16 protein-coding genes are annotated in these 16,903 nt (G+C 66.7%); 12 read left to right on the top strand and 4 right to left on the bottom strand.

The features are described from left to right. The first annotated feature begins 14 nt into the window (after positions 1-14). From ACVCMC_RS11015 to ACVCMC_RS11055, 9 genes are all read left to right on the top strand, one after another. Complete coding sequence (locus tag ACVCMC_RS11015) at positions 15-2,843, top strand: phage tail length tape measure family protein (protein WP_447097320.1); 2,829 nt, start codon at positions 15-17, stop codon at positions 2,841-2,843. Then, a complete protein-coding gene (locus tag ACVCMC_RS11020) occupies positions 2,843-3,709 on the top strand; it encodes a hypothetical protein (RefSeq protein ID WP_447097321.1) in 867 nt (288 codons plus the stop codon). The genes ACVCMC_RS11015 and ACVCMC_RS11020 overlap by 1 nt, the downstream gene beginning before the upstream one ends. Then, positions 3,709-4,665 carry a hypothetical protein gene (locus ACVCMC_RS11025; RefSeq protein WP_447097322.1) on the top strand — a complete coding sequence of 319 codons (957 nt, stop codon included), beginning with the start codon at positions 3,709-3,711 and terminating at the stop codon, positions 4,663-4,665. The genes ACVCMC_RS11020 and ACVCMC_RS11025 overlap by 1 nt, the downstream gene beginning before the upstream one ends. A 1-nt stretch (position 4,666) precedes the next feature. Then, on the top strand, positions 4,667-6,373 hold the full coding sequence (locus ACVCMC_RS11030) for a hypothetical protein (RefSeq protein WP_447097323.1): 1,707 nt from the start codon (positions 4,667-4,669) through the stop codon (positions 6,371-6,373). Continuing rightward, positions 6,370-7,161: a phage BR0599 family protein gene (locus ACVCMC_RS11035; protein WP_447097324.1), complete on the top strand. Its 792-nt coding sequence runs from the start codon at positions 6,370-6,372 to the stop codon at positions 7,159-7,161. The genes ACVCMC_RS11030 and ACVCMC_RS11035 overlap by 4 nt, the downstream gene beginning before the upstream one ends. Positions 7,162-7,169: 8 nt before the next feature. Next, complete coding sequence (locus tag ACVCMC_RS11040; RefSeq protein WP_447097325.1) at positions 7,170-7,412, top strand: hypothetical protein; 243 nt, start codon at positions 7,170-7,172, stop codon at positions 7,410-7,412. Next, positions 7,412-7,639 (top strand): hypothetical protein, encoded by a 228-nt coding sequence (locus tag ACVCMC_RS11045; RefSeq protein WP_447097326.1) that lies wholly within the window; start codon positions 7,412-7,414, stop codon positions 7,637-7,639. Before ACVCMC_RS11040 ends, ACVCMC_RS11045 begins: the two co-directional genes overlap by 1 nt. Continuing rightward, entirely contained in the window at positions 7,632-10,460 is a 2,829-nt protein-coding gene (locus ACVCMC_RS11050; RefSeq protein WP_447097327.1) for a phage tail protein, read from the top strand. Before ACVCMC_RS11045 ends, ACVCMC_RS11050 begins: the two co-directional genes overlap by 8 nt. A gap of 127 nt (positions 10,461-10,587) precedes the next feature. Next, positions 10,588-11,349, top strand: a complete 762-nt coding sequence (locus ACVCMC_RS11055) for a DNA adenine methylase (RefSeq protein WP_447097328.1) — start codon at positions 10,588-10,590, stop codon at positions 11,347-11,349. Here the strand turns inward: ACVCMC_RS11055 and ACVCMC_RS11060 are convergent. Both ACVCMC_RS11060 and ACVCMC_RS11065 read right to left on the bottom strand, forming a co-directional pair. Further along, positions 11,339-11,539: a DUF3606 domain-containing protein gene (locus tag ACVCMC_RS11060; RefSeq protein ID WP_447097329.1), complete on the bottom strand. Its 201-nt coding sequence runs from the start codon at positions 11,537-11,539 to the stop codon at positions 11,339-11,341. The genes ACVCMC_RS11055 and ACVCMC_RS11060 overlap by 11 nt on opposite strands. Positions 11,540-11,644: 105 nt before the next feature. Further along, positions 11,645-12,193, bottom strand: a complete 549-nt coding sequence (locus tag ACVCMC_RS11065) for an acyl carrier protein phosphodiesterase (RefSeq protein ID WP_447097330.1) — start codon at positions 12,191-12,193, stop codon at positions 11,645-11,647. 42 nt (positions 12,194-12,235) lie between these two features. On the opposite strand from ACVCMC_RS11065, the gene ACVCMC_RS11070 reads away from it, so the two are divergent. The 3 genes from ACVCMC_RS11070 (at position 12,236) to ACVCMC_RS11080 (ending at position 15,464) form a co-directional block, all read left to right on the top strand. Continuing rightward, positions 12,236-12,925 (top strand): alpha/beta hydrolase, encoded by a 690-nt coding sequence (locus ACVCMC_RS11070; protein WP_395121331.1) that lies wholly within the window; start codon positions 12,236-12,238, stop codon positions 12,923-12,925. Between the two features lie 8 nt (positions 12,926-12,933). After that, positions 12,934-14,052 (top strand): cell division protein ZapE, encoded by a 1,119-nt coding sequence (zapE, locus tag ACVCMC_RS11075; protein WP_395116289.1) that lies wholly within the window; start codon positions 12,934-12,936, stop codon positions 14,050-14,052. Positions 14,053-14,147: 95 nt separating this feature from the next. Beyond that, a complete protein-coding gene (locus ACVCMC_RS11080) occupies positions 14,148-15,464 on the top strand; it encodes an amidohydrolase (RefSeq protein WP_447097331.1) in 1,317 nt (438 codons plus the stop codon). A gap of 19 nt (positions 15,465-15,483) precedes the next feature. Here the strand turns inward: ACVCMC_RS11080 and ACVCMC_RS11085 are convergent, their stop codons facing one another. Then, the gene (locus tag ACVCMC_RS11085) at positions 15,484-16,044 is read right to left on the bottom strand and encodes a DUF1453 domain-containing protein (RefSeq protein WP_447097332.1); all 561 of its coding nucleotides are present in this window, start codon (positions 16,042-16,044) and stop codon (positions 15,484-15,486) included. 97 nt (positions 16,045-16,141) lie between these two features. Further along, positions 16,142-16,885, bottom strand: coding sequence for a 2,3-diphosphoglycerate-dependent phosphoglycerate mutase (gene gpmA / locus ACVCMC_RS11090; protein ID WP_395116283.1), 744 nt, complete (start codon positions 16,883-16,885; stop codon positions 16,142-16,144). Between the last annotated feature and the right edge of the window lie 18 nt (positions 16,886-16,903).

Consider the following 16,903-nt stretch of genomic DNA (forward strand, 5'->3'; position numbering starts at 1 on the left):
GCGGGAGCATAACAGTGGCCGACCGCAACCTGGAAATCGCGCTCCGCATCAAAGCCGATCTGGAGTCGGCCCGCAAGCAATTGGATGACCTGACCAAATCCGTCAAGGCAACGGGCGACACCTCGAAGACCAGCGCGGATCTGCTGGGTGCCGCAGGCAAGCGCATCGGCGAGATGCAGGCAGAGGCGGCGAGCCTCAACAAACAGCTCGGCCAAACGCAGACGGTCATGGACGCTACCAGCACCAGCGCCAGAGGTCTGGGGCGTGAAGTGGTCAGTCTGGGCCGCAACCTCGCGAGTGGTGACATCAGCGGCGCCGCGGGCAACGTGGCGACGCTCGGTACCAACAGCCGGGCGACCCTGGGCGACATTTCGGCCTTGCGCCTGGGCATAGGGTTGACGGTAGTGACGTTGGCCGCCCTTGCCGCAGTGGCCGTCAAGGGTTACCTGGAAGCGCAGACGCTGGACCGTGCGCTGATCGCCACCGGCAATTACGCCGGCACCACCGGCACCCAGATGCGCAACCTGGCGATCGAGGTGGGCGCGACAACCGGCAGCTACGGAAACGCACGCACCGCGATCCTGTTGTTCGCTCAGTCCGGCCGTGTGACCGCGGAGAGCATGACCGACGCGACACGCGCGGCCGTGGCCATGTCGGCGCTCACCGGTCAGAGCATCGACAAGTCCGTCGCCTCGATCCTGCGCCTGCAAGGCAGCCCGGCGCAGGCAGTGAAGGCGCTGGATGACCAGTTCCACTTCCTCACCACCACCACGTACCTGCAGATCCAGGCGTTGCAGGATCACGGTCGCGAAGCCGATGCCGATGCGCTCACCATGCGCACGCTGGCCGATACACTGGAGCAACGCCAGCAGCGTGACGCCGCCAACCTGGGCATCATCCAGCAGGCCTATAAAGATCTGCACAGCGAGATTTCGCACGGCATCGCGCTGATCAAGCAATGGGGCAGCGCGGATCTCGGGCAGCAGATCGACCAGTTGTACCTGAAGATCGGTGCGGCGCAGGACCTGGCCGACAATCCGCTCACGGGAAACATTCCCGGCGTCAAGCGCCTCGCCCAGCAGCGCATCGACAGCCTGTACGCTCAGGTTTCCGCGCTCCGCGAACTGCAGTTCCAGGAACAGAAAACGGCCGAGGCGCAAGGCGCCGATAAACAGACCGACGCAGCAGGCAAAGCCGGCGCGGATGTGCTGCATGCGGCCGTTCTGCAGTACCGCAGTGCGGCGCAAAAATACGCCGACCGCGTGAAAGAGCTGAAGGATGCCGCAGCAGCGGCCATCAGGGCCGCGCCGAACGATGCGGACAAGATCAACGCAGACCTGGCCAAGGCATTGGCCGGCGCGCAGGCGCAGTTCGAGCGCACCCAACCCAAGGCCGTGGCGGCCAAGGACACCACCAACGCGCTCGCAGCCGCCCAGCAACAGCTGCAAAACCAGATTCTGTCCCTCGGCAACACGGCGCTGGGACCGGTCACGGGCATCTGGGATCAGTACACCAAGGCGATGCTGGCCGCGACGGCTGCTGGCGGCAAGGCGATCGCCGCTGGTGGCGATGTTACGGCGGTGCAGGCGCAGGTCAGCCAGGTGCAGACGTTGGCGGCTCAGGCGCGCGATCGCGCCCTGGCGGATCAGTCGCGCGGCCTCAACATCGCCTACCTCCAGGCCACCGGCCAGCAGGGCGAGGCGGCGCGGTTGCAGATCGAGGCGCAGTACGGCGAGCTGCTGGCGGATCTGCAGCGCCGTGGCGACGAGGCCGGCGTGCGCCTGGTCAAATCGCTGATCAACGTGGGCGAGGCGCGCGCGCAACTGCAGCAGCTGCAGCAACAGGTGGACCAGGTGCTGGCCGGCGCCAGCCGGCAGGAGCAGAGCATCCAGGCCGAGCAACAGGCCGGCCTGATCAGCGAGTATTCCGCGCGCAAGCAGATCCTCGATCTGCACCAGGCCACCGCCGCCCAACTCGATCAGCTCATCCCCAAGATGCGCGAACTGGTGGCCGCCACCGGCGACCCGCGCGCGGTCGAGCAGCTGAAGAACCTGGAGGCCGAGCTGGGCCGCCTCAAGCTGCAGACGAACGACCTGAAAACGGCGTTTGAAAGCGGTTTGACCAGCGGTCTGGAACAGGCTCTGGAAGGCCTGTCAACCCGCACCATGACGGTGGGCGAAGCGTTCAAGACGCTGGCCCGCACGGTGATTCAAAGCCTGGCGCAGGTCGCCGCGCGCGCATTGGCCGCCAAGGCGATCGACGCGTTGGGCAACCTGTTCGGCGGCGGCGGCGACAAGAACAAGGACATCGGCCAGGGTGCCACCAAATTGGCGGTGGCCGGCGGCGTCGTCGGCGGTGCGGCCGCGCTGCTCGGCAGCAATGCCGACAAGCTGCAGGCAGCCGCCACCACGCTGCTCATCGCCAACAGTATTGGCAGCGTCGGCGGCTTCGCGGAGGGCGGTTACACCGGCCACGGCGGCAAGTATCAGGTCGCCGGCGTGGTCCACCGCGGCGAAGGCGTGCTGAACCAACGCGAGATCGCCGCGCTCGGCGGTCCATCCGGCTTCTACGCCCTGCGTCATGCCATCGCCTACGGCTACGCCGACGGCGGCTACGTCAACCCGCTCAACGATGCGCCGCGCCTGCCGGCACCCATCGCACGCACGCGCCTGCCCACCACCGCCGCCAACGATTCGCGGCCCGGCACCCAGGTCGCGCTGCGCAACGTCAACGTCATCGACCCCGCCCTGGTCCGCGACTACCTGGACAGCGGCGATGGAGAAACCAGCGTCATGAACATCATCTCGCGCAACGAAACCAAGATCCGGCAGATCGCACGCTGATGGCCTACGAAATCGGATTCGTCGACAACACCGGCAGCGAGGGCCTCGCCCACTGGCAGATGCTGCTCAAGATCAAGACCTTCGCCGAGGCCAACGGTTGGACCACGCTGCGCTATCTCAATCCTACCGATGGCAGCAATCGCGAGCTAATCATGAAGGGCGTGGGGCTGAGCGGCACCGAGGAAATTTTCATCGGGTTCCGCAGCTATCACGATGTCATCCTCGATTACTACAACCTCTCGGTGGCGGGTTTCACCGGCTATGTCGCCGGCAACGCCTTCACGGCGCAGCCGGGCTATGCCGAATCCGGCATTCCGGCCACCAGCACCCGCATCGACTACTGGCTGGCGGTGAACGGCCAGCGCGTCGCGATGGCGTTGAAGGTCGGCAACCCGGTCTATGAAAGCGCCTACGTGGGCAAATGCCTGCCTTATGCCACGCCCTCGCAATTCCCTTACCCGCTGGTGGTGGCCGGCATGCTGGCGGGCTTGCCACCCATCCGCTTCTCCGATGTCAATCACGCCATCCCGTACCGTGGCGCGCGCGCCAATTGCCTGCTGCGCTTCCTAGACGGCAGCTGGCAGCAACCCGAATGCGCGCCGTGGAACAGCCCGATGTTCAACGGCAACGGCAGCGACGGCGTGAACACGCGCATCTGGGTGACCGATACCACCTATCAGTTGTTGCCCGTCGTATTCAACAGCGCACTGGGTGACCTCGGCGAGCTCGACGGCATCTATCAGATCACCGGCTACGGCCCCAACGCCACCGAAAATACCCTGGTGATCGACGGCGTGACATACATCGTGATCCAGGACGTCTGGCGCAGCGGATTCGACGCCTACTACGCAATGAGGCTCAACTGATGGCGCACGTCAGCGGCACTGCCAATACGGTCACGGATCTGCTCGCCGCATTGCGCGGCGCCTGCACTGCCAACGGCTGGACATTGAGCGGCAATGTGCTCTCCAAGAGCGGCGTCTATGTCGATGCGAAGATCGTCGACGGCGCGCCGCTGGCCGGCGGCACCAATTTCCTGTCCATTCTGGGTGGCACCGGCATCGATGGCAGCAACAACCTCACCGGCGCTGGTCCCGCCGCCTGCTATGTGGGGCCGGTGGGCAGCACGCCGTTGCTGACGTCACCGATCAACTACGACATCCACATCCATACCTCGCCTGACGAGGTCTACATGGTGGCGAGCTACTCGGTGGAGTACTACGCCTGGCTGGCTTTCGGCAAAAGCCCCGCGCCGGGGGTGCCGGGCACCGGCGTGTGGTACGGCGCCACTTCCTCGAACCAGCCGCGGTTGAATGGCAATTGCAACATCTGGATCGAGCCCACCGGCGTGACCCAGCTTGGCGGTGCGGTGGACCGCCCTACCAGCGCCGCATTGTTCTGGGGACAGGCGGCGACGGCAGTGGCTTTGTACAACTCGTTCATCCATCACGGGTGGGATGCCGGCTGGTCCGGCACCAATGACAACAGCGTGAACTCGTCGGCCGGGTCCCGCGCCAATGCCAGCGGGCAATTGCAGCCGCGCATGGGTCGCCAGCCAAACACATGGAACGGCGAATCCGTGCTGATGCCGATCCAGCCCAGCGTGGCGCGCGGGTCGGGTTGGCGCTCGATCGCCGGCAGCCTGGCGCACGCGCGCTATATCCGCATCGACAACTATGCCCCGGGCGACATCATCACCTTGGGCACGGATCGCTGGCGGATCTACCCGTGGTTCCGCAAGTTCGCCGGCGCGCGCGATGGTGGCAATAACGTCACGCATTCCGGCACGCTCGGCTGGGCCGTGCGTTACGACGGGCCATGACATGAGCGTGCTGGCCGGCAACCTCATGAGGTCGGCGCTCGGCGCGCTCGTCACGCCGGCGCTCACCAAGGCGATGCATGGATACGGCGTCGATTACTGGCCGCCGCACGCGATCGACGGCGCACAGCGTTTCGGCAATACCCTGATCAACCAGCTCCCGGTGACCGCTTCGGCACGCGTGCTTGGCGGTGGCATGCCGCCGAGCTATCTGGCGGACTTCTATTTCCGGGTGCACGTGATCCCCAGCCGCTTGGACCTGGGCAACCTCATTACCGCACAGACGCGCGAGCTGGAGGTCTGGAATGCGTGGCCGGATCGATCGCTGACGCTGACGGATCTGCTCACGCTCCGCCTCGATGGCATCACGCTCACGGGCGAGGGCGCGCTGCCGCTGAATTTCGCGTCGTTGCAGCAACGCACTTGGTCGGTTGCCATCGACACGTCCGGGCCACCGATCATCGACGCCACCTTGCGTTGGCTTTTCGCTGGTCATGATCCGGTCGAAGCCATCATCACCGGCAACCGCCTCACCGCCTGGATGATCGCGCCGGACTGGGCCAACAATCTCACCGAGACACTCAGCTGGCTCACCGACGTACAGGATGCGGCCGACGGCAGCCAGCTGCGCCAGCCATGCCGCGAGGCGCCGCGCCGCGAATGGGAGTTTGGCGTGATCGCCGAAGGCGTCGAGCGCCAGATCATGGAGAACGCACTGTACGACTGGAGCTCGCGCACCTGGGCTCTGCCTGTGTGGGTCGACATGACTTGGCTGACCGCGCCGATCGCCGCCGGCGCCAGCGTGATCGCGTTCGACACCACCGGCCTGGACTATGTCGAGGGCGGCCTCGTCGCGTTCTACCGCTCGGCATCGAGCTTCGAGCTCGCCGAAATCCTCACCCTCACCACCGCATCCATCACACTCAAGCAGCCGCTGGCCAACGGCTGGGGCAAGGGCGACCGCATTGTGCCGGTGCGCACGGCCACGCTCACCGATTTCCCCACGCTCAACCGCAAGCATGACGAACGCGTCGACGCGCAGGTGCGCTTCATGGCCGCCGAGGATTGCGCCTGGCCAGCCGTCGCGCCGGCCGCCATGTATCTCGGCATCCCGGTGCTGGAAACCCGCACCGATGAACCGCAGGACCTGGCCGCCGCCTATCGCCGGCAGATCGTCACGATCGACAACGATCTGGGTGCGCCCACCCTCGACGACATCAGCGGCCAGACATGGATCAGCCAGCCGTTTTATTGGCTGGTGCAGGGCCGCGCGGCGCGGGCCGCGTTGCGCAGTCTGCTCTACTGGTTCAACGGCCGCGGCAATGTCGCCTGGGTGCCCAGCTGGAACGCGGACATCACGCTGGCCGCACCGATGACGGCCTCGGCCACGTCGATGGTCGTGGTGGCATCGGGCATCACGCGCTTCGCCTTCGGCAAACCCGGCCGCACGCACATCCGCATCGAACTCAAGACCGGCACGGTGTATTACCGCCGACTCACCAACGCCGTCGAGGTCGACGCGCAAACCGAGCAACTCGCCATCGACACCGCGATCGGCGCGCCGATCGCGCCGGCGCAGGTGCGGCAGATCAACTGGATGATGCTGGCCGGCCTCAGCAGCGACCGCGTGGAGATCGGCCACGTACACGACAGCACGGGCACGGCCACGGCCGGCACTACTTTCGTCGGCGTGCCGAAGGAGGAGCCGTGAGCTTCATCAGCCGCTGGATCGAGTTCTACGAGTTCGCTCGCGGCGTGCAGCACTGGCGCTACGTCACCGAGAACAAGGCGTTGGTATACCTCGGCCAGCCCTACACCTACGCCAACATCAAGCGCAGCGGCCTGGCCGAAAGCGGCGACCTCACCCGTAACGTGCTCGACCTGTCCGTACCCGTGGATCTGCCACTGCTGGATCTCTACCGCGGCACCGCGCCGATGCAGGACGTGGAGATGATCCTGCGACGCCAACGCAAGAGCGATGGCGTCATCGAAACACGCTGGGTCGGCGTGATCGGCAGTGTCGAGTGGTCGACCACAAAGGCGATCATCCACGGCCTGCCGCCGATGGCCAGCCTCAAGGGCCTCGGGCTCAAGCGCAACTGGCAGAAAGGTTGTCCGTTGACCACTTATGGCGCTGGGTTGGGCGAGTGCAACGTGGATCGCGAGACCATGCGGGTGAACGCCACCATCATCTCCGTTGTCGGATTGACGGTCACGGCCGCGGCATGGGCCGACAAGCCGGATGGCTGGTTCGACGGCGGCTGGATCGAGTGGAGCGTCGACGGCGTCATCGAACGTCGGCCCATCGTCTCGCATGTTGGCACTGTGCTGACTCTGCTGCGTCCGGCACAACTCGGCGTCGGCACCGTGGTGGCCACCTACCCCGGCGACGATCACACGCTCACCACATGCGACCAGAAATTCAACAACGCGATCAACTACGGCGGCGATCCGTTTATCCCCGACAAGAACCCGATGGGCAGCGACCCCATCTATTAGGAGCCGACATGGACCCGATTACCTGGGTATACCTGATCGTCATGGTCATCTCGCTGATCCTCGCGATCGCGCTGGCCCCCAAACCGAAGAATGCCAAGCCGCCGGCACTGACCGACTTCGACGTGCCTACGGTCGAGGACGGCCGCGAAGTCGTGGACTTCGGCGGCACGGTCTGGATTGATGACCCCAACATCACCTGGTACGGCGATCTGAAGGTCTACCCGCCCATCCAGGTATCGAGCGGCAAGTAATGAGCGAGATCCGTATCACCATGCAGCATGTGCGCGCGGCCAAGCTGGGTGGCACCGGCGTGCTATGCGCCCCGAGCATCCGTGCCTGGTGCGATCGCCACCATGTGGATCTGCGCCAACTGGCCGAGGAGGGCCTGCCGATCAGCCAGGCCGAGGCCATCGACGACGCCTACGCCCAACGCGTGGTGGCGATCGCACGCGCGGAAGCGGAGGCCAACAATGGGTAAGGGCGGCAAGGTCACCATCGGCTATTGGTACCAGATGGGCATCCTGTTCGGGCTCAGCACCGGCCCGATCGATGCCCTGCGCAAAATCACCGGCGGCGGCCGCCTGGCATGGTCCGGCAACGCCACCACCAGCGGCCCGATCACGATCAACGCGCCCGAGCTCTATGGCGGCGAAAAGAAGGAGGGCGGCATCCAGGGCACCGCCGACCTGATGATGGGTGAGGCCGACCAGATGCCCAACGCCTACCTGGTCAGCCAGCTCGGCACGCCCATGCCGGCCTTCCGCGGCAAGGTGATGTTGGTGTACCGCGGCATCGTCGGTGCGCTGAACCCATACATCAAACCCTGGGGCTTCCAGGTGCAGCGCTGGACCGCCGGTTGGCGCACGCCCGTCTGGGAGCCGGGCCTGTGCCAGATCGATCAGGGCATGAACGGGGCGCATTTCATCTACCGTGCCATCACGGACCCGACTACCGGTCTGGGCCGCAACCCGGACCAGGCGCTGGACCTGGTGCGCATGAAAGCCGCGGCGCAGACGCTCCATGACGAAGGTCTCGGCCTATGCCTCAAGTGGTCACGCAGCGACGTGACCGGCAACTTCATTCGCACGGTGTGCGATCACGTGGGCGGCGACTTCGTCGACGACCCCACCACCGGCAAGCAATATCTGAAGCTCTACCGCGGCGACTACGACATCAACACGGTGCCATTGGTCGACGAATCCAACATCGTGGATCTGGTCAGCTACGAGCAGAGCGCGTTGGCCGGCTCGGTGAACCAGATCGTCGTGACCTATCACGACAGCGAGACCAACAAGGATGCGGCCACGCCCGCCATCAACAATCTGGCCAATATCCAGGCGCAGGGCCGGGTGGTCAGCCAATCCGTGCGTTACGACGGCGTCTGGAATGCAGAGCTGGCCCTGCGGCTTGGCATGCGCGACCTGCATGCCAGCAGCAGCCTGCCGGCGCGCATGAAGCTCAAAGTGTTTTCCTCGCTCGACGTGCGTAAGGGCGACGTGTTGGCGTTCAGCTGGTCGCGCCTGAACCTCTCGCGCATGCCGATCCGCGTGCTCGATATCGACCGCGGCACACCCACCATCAACACCATCACGCTCAGCTGCGCGCAAGACGTCTATGCGCTGCCCACCACCACCTATCTGGTCGCGCAGCCGCCGCTGTGGACGGCGCCTAACCTTGCGCCCCAGCCGATCACCATACAGCGCCTGGTCGAAGCCAATTATCGCGACCTGGCCGCCAACCTGCGCGCCGCCGATCTGGCTGCCGTCACGGCGCTGGCCGGCTACGTCGGTTCATTGGCTGCGCGCCCCGCCGGCGTGCCGATCAACTACGCGCTGACCACACGCATCGGCACCACCGGCGCCTTCACCGAAGTCGCCGCCGGTGACTTCGCGCCTACCGGCCTGCTGGCTGCAGCCGTGCCTGTCGGCGCCGTGCCGGTCGCCATCACGCTCACCAGCCCCAAGGATCTGGACCTGGTAGCCATCGGCAGCGAGGCGCTGATCGATGACGAGCTCTTCCGCGTCGAAGCGATCGACGCCGCCGCCGGCACCGCCACGCTCGCCCGCGGCTGCGTCGACACCGTTCCAGCCGAACATGCGCTGGGCGCGCGAGTGTGGTGCACCGACCACTTCACCGCGGCTGACCGTACCGAATACACCACTGGCGAAACCATCGAGGCCAAGCTGCTTACCAACGCCGGCAACGGCAAGCTCGATCCGGCCCTGGCCACCACGGCCAGCATCCTGCTCAACAAGCGTCAGATCCGCCCGTACCCGCCCGGCAACCTCAAGATCAATGGCGTGGCGTACCCCGCCAGCGTGCCCAGCGCGTTGGTGCTGACCTGGTCGCACCGCGACCGCGGCCTGCAGGCCGATCAGCTGATCGACACGACCGCCGCCAATGTCGGCCCGGAAATGGGGACGACGTACACCGTGCGCACCTATCTCGACGGCGTGCTCAAGTCCACTACCGCCGGCATCACCGGCACCACGCATACGCCGGCGAACCCCGGCAGTGGCATCGTGCGCATCGAGGTCGAGGCCGTGCGCGATGGCTATACCTGCTGGCAACCGCTGACGGCGACGTTCTCTTTCGGCGCCCCACAGATCACCAGCACCTTCGTGACCTTCGTCGCCGGCACCGCATCCGGCTACCAGCTCACCGAACAGTTCGGCACCGCGCCATTTACCTACAGCTCCGGGGCGCTGCCTGCTGGCGTCACGATGGATGCGGCCGGCCTGATCAGCTATGACGGCACCGGCGGCGAGATTGCCACATCGTCAGTGAGCTTCACGGTCACCGACGCCAACGGCAGCGCGTCGACGGTCAACCTCCCGATCACGGTGAGCGGCGCGCGCCGATACTGGCGCATCTACATCACCGCGAGCGATGGCAGCCCTGATGGATCGAGCATCGCCGAACTGCAACTGCGTGCGGTTTCTGGCGGAAGCACCTTGTGCGTGGGTGGGGTCGCCGCCGCCAACGCCACGTACTCGGGTACCTATATTGCGTCGAAGGCCTTCGACGCGAATGCATCCACGTTCTGGGCGAGCAGCGCCGTGCTTGGCGGCCCCTGGATACTCGCCTATCAGCTTCCCACCACGTCGCAAGTGGCCGAGGTCTCGATTCAGGTGCGTCCCGACGGCCCAACCGTTTATGGACAAGGCCCGAAGGATTTCCGAATTCAATCGAGCGCCGATAGCACCACCGGCCTCGACGGCACATGGGTCAATGAATGGGCGGTGAGCAATCAAACGGGATGGACAAATGGTATGACCCGCATCTTCACCCGGCCCTAAGCGGAGCGCCGGGCTGCGTCAACAGCCCGGCCTTTCCCCACGAGTGAGCGTGGATCAAGCGCGGCCCCTTCCGTGATCACGGCGGGGCCAGCGTACGAACCAACGATCTCAGAAGTGGAGACGCAACATGGCAAAACCGATCCTCGCCTGGCCCGGCGGAAAGCGCAGGCTGGCAAAGCACATCCTCCCGCTCTTTGACAGCCCGCATCAGTGTTACGTCGAGCCCTTCGCCGGCGGTGCCGCGCTGCTGTTCATGCGTGCCACGCCGGCGCCGGTGGAGGTGCTCAACGATATGCACTCCGAACTGGTGCACCTGTACCGTTGCGTCCGCCATCACCTGGACGAGCTGGTGCGTCAGTTCCGCTGGGCGCTGGCCAGCCGCGAGATGTTCGAGTGGGCCAAGATGGAGCGACCCGAGACCCTGACCGATATCCAGCGCGCCGCGCGGTTCCTCTACCTGCAAAAGCTGGCTTTCGGCGCCAAGGTCAGCGACCACACCTTCGGCACCTCGGCCATGCAACCGCCACGCCTCAACCTGCTACGTCTGGAGGAGGACCTGTCCGCCGCGCACCTGCGCCTGGCCAGGGTCACCATCGAGCACCTGCCGTGGCAAGACTGCATCCGCCGCTACGACCGCCCCGACACCCTGTTCTACCTCGACCCGCCATACTGGCAGACCGAGGGCTACGCGAACGCGTTCCCCTGGACGGAATACGAGCAGCTCGCCGAAGTCATGGCCAACCTGCTGGGCCGCGCCATCCTCAGCATCAATGACCACCCCGACATCCGCCGCGCGTTCGCCCGCTTCAAGCAGCGCAAACTCACCGCCACCTACACCATCGGTGGAGGCAGGAAGGCCGCCGGCGAACTGCTCATGGTCACCCGGTAGCGGAACCACGGGCGGTGGGCTGGTCGAAGTCCTCCAGGGCATGCCTGGTGGCCAGATACAGCCCTACCGTCCCGACGTCCGTGCTGTGCGTGGCTCTCACGGCCGCCAGCAGCTCGGCGTCGCTACAGCTGAAATTGCCGCACCAGTGCGCCCGGCTGAGCGGGCTGCGCAAGTCGATTCGCTCGTCCATGCCTGTATCCTGCCGGCCAGGATCAGGCAGCGGAATCATCCCCCGCAGCGGGGCCCTGTAGGCGCCGGCCGCACAAGCGTGGTTTGAACCCCCTTCAACGGCCCATTACGATGCCGTCATTCCCCCTCCGCGGCGCTCCGCAAACCAAGTGTCCCGACTTTGCAAACCAAGTGGCCGCTTACAATTGGCTCGCGTCAATCGTTGCCCGATCCCGACCAGCGCCCGCCCCAGCACTGCTCGGTCGGCGTAGCCGCCAGGCAAGTCGTTGGCTTCCATGTAACTGCGGAACCGCCGCAACGCAGGCGTCAGCAAGGCATCGCGCCGCCGCAGCAGTCCACGCAGGCCGAGCGAGTAGTCCTCCAGCGGCTGTGCGCTCCAGCGTGGAAATTCCCGGGCCAGCAAGTGATCGAACCACATGTCCAGCAGGATGCCGGCGTAGCGGCGATACGGCGGCGGCAGCTGCGCCTTGGCGGCCAGCACGGCGGGGTGGGCGTCGGTGTAACCGTCGATGGCGCGGTGCAGGCGGATGCCGCGGATCACCCGTGGCGGGAACTGCGCCGGATCGGGCTGGCCGCGCACGAAGTCGCCGAGCAGGCCGCCCAGTTGCAGCGCCTCGTCATCGCCGGCCAGCAGCGCATGCGCCAGATGGTTCATTGCCGCGGGCGGCAGTGCGGCGTCGCGGTTATCATCGTGGGCATGAAACCCGCCTCGTTCCCTGCCGACCCTGCCGGCTTTCCGGATGTCGCCGCCAGTTTCGTGCTGACCGGCCCGGTCGGCAAGCTGGAAACCGTCACCGACATCGCCGAGCCTGACGGCGCGCGCCGAGGCGTGGCGGTGATCTGCCACCCGCTGACCAGCGAAGGCGGCAGCATGCACAACAAGGTGGTGACCATGGTCGAACGCGCGCTGCGCGAGTCGGGGCTGGATACCGTACGCTTCAACTTCCGCGGGGCGGGCAGTTCCGAGGGAAGTTTCGACAAGGGCCGCGGCGAGCGCGACGATCTCGCCGCCGTGGTCGCCTGGGTGCGTCGCGTGCGACCCGACGATGCGCTGTGGCTGGCCGGTTTCTCGTTCGGCAGCGGCGTGAGCATCGCCCAGGCGGCGCCGCTGCACGCCGATGCGCTGATCAGCATCGCGCCGCCGGCGGGCCGTTACGGGCTCGATGCGATCACGCCGCCGACCTGCCCCTGGCTGGTCGTGCAGGGCGAGGCCGACGAGGTGGTCGAACCGCAGGCGGTGTTCGACTGGCTCGACAGCCTGGAACACCCGCCCGAACTGGTGCGCATGCCCGACACCAGCCACTTCTTCCATCGCCGGCTGATGGATCTGCGCGGCGCGATCAAGCACGCCGTGCGCGACTGGCTGCCGCCGACACGCCAGGCCTGACCCCCTCCATGACCGAAACGTTTTTGCTCGCGCCCAGCGCGCGTTATGCCGAAGGCGTGGCCGCCCATCGCTGGGAGTCCGACCCCGCCCAGCTGGCGCTGCTGGCCGAGTTCGACCGCATGCATGCGGCACTGTGCGCGGAACCTGCCGGCGAAGGCGGCCTGTTCGGCCGGCTGAAATCGCTGCTGGGCAACGAGCCGCCGCCGGCCGTGCCCGGACTGTACCTGTGGGGCAGCGTGGGTCGCGGCAAGACGTTCCTGATGGACCTGTTCGCCGCCAGCCTGCCGCACGGCGTGGTGCTGCGGCGGCATTTCCACCGCTTCATGGGCGAGGTGCACGACAGCCTGCGCGCCCTGGGCGAGCGGCAGAGCCCGCTGGTGGAGGTCGCTGCCGGCATTGCCGGACGCTGCCGCGTGCTGTGCCTGGACGAGTTCCTGGTCAACGACATCGGCGACGCGATGATCCTGGCCAACCTGCTCGACGCATTGTTCGAGCGCGGGGTGAGCCTGGTCACCACCTCAAATACCGCGCCGGCGAACCTGTACAAGGACGGCCTGCAGCGCGCCCGATTCCTGCCCGCGATCGCGCTGATCGAGCAGCACTGCCACGTGGTCGAGATGGTTTCCGCGCATGACTGGCGCCTGCGCGCGCTGACCCAGGCGCCGGTCTACCTCACCCCGCCGGGCGCCGAGTCGCATCGCGCACTGGAGCGCATCTTCGCCAGCCAGGCCAGTGGCGCGATCGAACTCGACGGCATGCTGCGCATCAACGGCCGCGACATCCCGTTCCACAAGCGCGCCGAGACCATCCTGTGGTTCCAGTTCGCCGCGCTGTGCGAGGGCCCGCGCGCCGTGGCCGACTACATCGCGCTGGCCAAGGCCGGCCCGGCGGTGATCGTCGCCAACGTGCCGCAGTTCACCATCTACAGCGAGGACGCGGCGAAACGCTTCGTGCAACTGGTCGACGAGTTCTACGACCGGCGCGTGAAGCTGGTGCTTTCCGCCGCCGCGCCGATCACCGAGCTCTACGACGGCGAGCGCCTGCGCGCCGAATTCGGCCGCACCGAATCGCGCCTGATCGAGATGCAGAGCGAGGAATACCTCGCGCTGGAGCATCGACCCGAATGAGCCGGCGGCGCCTGCGCGGCGCAGAGGCCGGCCATCACGTAGGCACCAGCCTGTCCAGGCGCTAGCATCGAGCGACCCCCGCCATGGAGACAGCCATGCATCGCACCGCCTTCGCCCTGGCGCTTGCCGCCCTGGTCGCCTCGCCGCTGCACGCCGCCGATACCCGCCAGACGCCGACCCGTCAGGTAGAGGCCATGGTGCAGCAGGAGCTGCCGCAGGTCACCGCGTGGCGGCGCGATATCCACCAGCACCCGGAACTGAGCAACCGCGAGGTGCGCACCTCGGCGCTCGTGGCCAGGGAGTTGAAGAAGCTGGGATTGGAAGTGCATGCGGGGATCGCCCACACCGGCGTGGTCGCGCTGTTGAAGGGGGATTTGCCCGGGCCGCGCCTGGCGCTGCGCGCGGACATGGATGCGCTGCCGGTGACCGAAGAGGTCGACCTGCCCTTCGCCTCGAAGGCGAAGGGCGAGTACCGCGGCAAGGAGACCGGCGTGATGCACGCCTGCGGCCATGACGCGCACACGGCGATGCTGCTGGGCATCGCGCAGGCGCTTGCCGGCATGAAAAGGCAACTGCACGGCTCGGTGCTGTTCGTGTTCCAGCCGGCGGAGGAAGGCGCACCGGCCGGCGAGGAGGGTGGCGCCGAGCTGATGCTGAAGGAAGGCATGTTCCGCGACTACAAGCCGGATGCGATGTTCGGCATGCACGTGGTCAGCTCGCTCAACGTGGGCACCGTCTCGGTGCGGCCGGGGCCGACCATGGCCGGCTCGGACTGGTTCAAGCTGGTCGTGCACGGGCGCCAGACCCACGGTGCCATGCCGTGGAACGGAATCGATCCGATCGTCACCGCGGCGGAGATCATCAGCGCGTCGCAGACCATCGTCAGCCGCCAGCTCGACATCAGCAAGCTTCCGGCGGTGCTCAGTTTCGGCATCGTCGATGGCGGCGCGCGCTACAACATCGTGCCCGACCAGGTGGAGTTGCAAGGCACGCTGCGCACCTTCGACCCCGCCATGCGGAAGCAGGCGCTGGACGGCCTCAAGCGCATCGCCGAAAACGTCGCCGCCGCGCATGGCGCCACGGTGGACGAGCAGATTCCCCTGCTCAGCAACCCGGTGCTGGTGAATGACGACAAGCTGGCCGCAGACGTGCGCGCCAGCCTGGTGCGCATCAACGGCGCAGCGCAGGTGCGCGAGGCGAAACCGTGGATGGCGTCGGAGGATTTCGCGCTGTTCGCCGAGGCGGTCCCCAGCGTGTATTTCTTCGTCGGCGCCACGCCGAAAGGCCAGGATGCCGCGACCGCGCCGGCCAACCATTCGCCGAAGTTCTTCCTTGACGAGGGCGCCCTGAAGGTCGGCATGCAGTCGATGCTGCAGGCAAGCCTGGACTATCTGGGAGCCGCGGGGCCGTGAAGCGCCGGGCCGCCCCGGATCACTCGACGTGCGCGGCCGCCGCCGCAGGATGCGCGCGCAGGAAGCGCCGATGGTGCACCAGCACGCCGCTGTAATAGGCGATGTAGTAACCGACCAGCAGGCCGATCACCAGCATGGTCAGCGGGCTGGACGCGTAGCCCATCGGCTGCATCGACGTGCCCGCGTCTGCCGCCGCCTGCGCGTGCTGCAGCTGCGGCCACACCACCATCAGCCGCCAGGCCAGGCGCCCGAGCAGCAGCACGGTGAGCAGGGCGCCGATCCACGGATTGGGCACGTAGCAGTCGCCCTTGGCCGGATCGACCTCGAAGCGGGTCAGCCGCAAGCCGAACAGACCGATCGCGGCGCCGATCAGCACCCCGCCGAGCAACCCTTCGGCCAACGCCAGATGATGGAAACCGCTCAGCGCCAGCAGGCCACCGATGACCGCGAAGATCACGATGCGGGCGATCATCCGCTTGCGCCGGATCGGCTGGCGACCGAACTGCCGGCTGACCCGCCGCCACACGATCCAGGCCAGCAGCGGCAGCATGATCAGATAACTGGTCAGATGGGCGGGCATGGCGTGGTCCGGTGGATGAGGGACTGGGGGCCGGGGTTCGGGAAGGCACCCGCACCGGCTGCCGGCGATTTTGCTCCTGGCGAAGCCCGAATCCCGGCTACTTCGCCTTGCCCTGGTTGGCCACCGCGGCCATCTTCGCCGCGATCGCCTCGGCGTCGCCCAGGTAGTAATGGCGCAACGGCTTCAGTTCGTCGTCGAATTCATACACCAGCGGCACGCCGTTGGGGATGTTGAGCTCGACGATCGCCTCGTCGGAGATGCCGTCCAGATATTTCACCAGCGCGCGCAGCGAGTTGCCGTGCGCGGCGACCAGCACGCGCTGGCCCGCCTTGATCGCCGGCGCCAGCACCTGGTGCCAGTACGGCAGCACGCGCGCCACGGTGTCCTTCAGGCACTCGGTATCGGGGATGTCCTTCGGGTCGAGCTTCGCGTAACGCGGATCGTGCACCGACTCGTTCGCGGCGCGCTCCAGCGGCGGCGGCGGCACGTCGTAGCTGCGCCGCCAGATCTTCACCTGCTCCTCGCCGTACTTCGCCGCGGTCTCGGCCTTGTTCAGGCCGGTGAGGCCGCCGTAGTGACGCTCGTTGAGGCGCCAGTCGGTGACCACCGGCAGCCACATCAGGCCCATCTCGTCCTGCACGCCCCACAGCGTGCGCACGGCCCGCTTGAGCACCGAGGTGTGCGCCACGTCGAAGCTGTAGCCGCCTTCGGTCAGCAGGCGGCCCGCTTCGCGCGCCTCCGCCCTGCCCTGCTCGGTGAGGTCGACGTCGGCCCAGCCGCTGAAGCGGTTGTCGAGGTTCCACTGCGATTGGCCGTGGCGGATCAGGACGAGCTTGTGCATGGGTGCGCTCAGCAAACG

Source organism: Rhodanobacter sp. UC4452_H20 (assembly GCF_052978205.1).

Bases quoted from the DNA above. Each gene is read 5' to 3' on its own strand.
- ACVCMC_RS11020 (WP_447097321.1), top strand. From the start codon at position 2,843: ATGGCCTACGAAATCGGATTCGTCGACAACACCGGCAGCGAGGGCCTC.
- ACVCMC_RS11025 (WP_447097322.1), top strand. From the start codon at position 3,709: ATGGCGCACGTCAGCGGCACTGCCAATACGGTCACGGATCTGCTCGCC.
- ACVCMC_RS11030 (WP_447097323.1), top strand. From the start codon at position 4,667: ATGAGCGTGCTGGCCGGCAACCTCATGAGGTCGGCGCTCGGCGCGCTC.
- ACVCMC_RS11040 (WP_447097325.1), top strand. From the start codon at position 7,170: ATGGACCCGATTACCTGGGTATACCTGATCGTCATGGTCATCTCGCTG.
- ACVCMC_RS11045 (WP_447097326.1), top strand. From the start codon at position 7,412: ATGAGCGAGATCCGTATCACCATGCAGCATGTGCGCGCGGCCAAGCTG.
- ACVCMC_RS11050 (WP_447097327.1), top strand. From the start codon at position 7,632: ATGGGTAAGGGCGGCAAGGTCACCATCGGCTATTGGTACCAGATGGGC.
- ACVCMC_RS11055 (WP_447097328.1), top strand. From the start codon at position 10,588: ATGGCAAAACCGATCCTCGCCTGGCCCGGCGGAAAGCGCAGGCTGGCA.
- ACVCMC_RS11060 (WP_447097329.1), bottom strand. From the start codon at position 11,539: ATGGACGAGCGAATCGACTTGCGCAGCCCGCTCAGCCGGGCGCACTGG.
- ACVCMC_RS11065 (WP_447097330.1), bottom strand. From the start codon at position 12,193: ATGAACCATCTGGCGCATGCGCTGCTGGCCGGCGATGACGAGGCGCTG.
- ACVCMC_RS11070 (WP_395121331.1), top strand. From the start codon at position 12,236: ATGAAACCCGCCTCGTTCCCTGCCGACCCTGCCGGCTTTCCGGATGTC.
- zapE (WP_395116289.1), top strand. From the start codon at position 12,934: ATGACCGAAACGTTTTTGCTCGCGCCCAGCGCGCGTTATGCCGAAGGC.
- ACVCMC_RS11080 (WP_447097331.1), top strand. From the start codon at position 14,148: ATGCATCGCACCGCCTTCGCCCTGGCGCTTGCCGCCCTGGTCGCCTCG.
- ACVCMC_RS11085 (WP_447097332.1), bottom strand. From the start codon at position 16,044: ATGCCCGCCCATCTGACCAGTTATCTGATCATGCTGCCGCTGCTGGCC.
- gpmA (WP_395116283.1), bottom strand. From the start codon at position 16,885: ATGCACAAGCTCGTCCTGATCCGCCACGGCCAATCGCAGTGGAACCTC.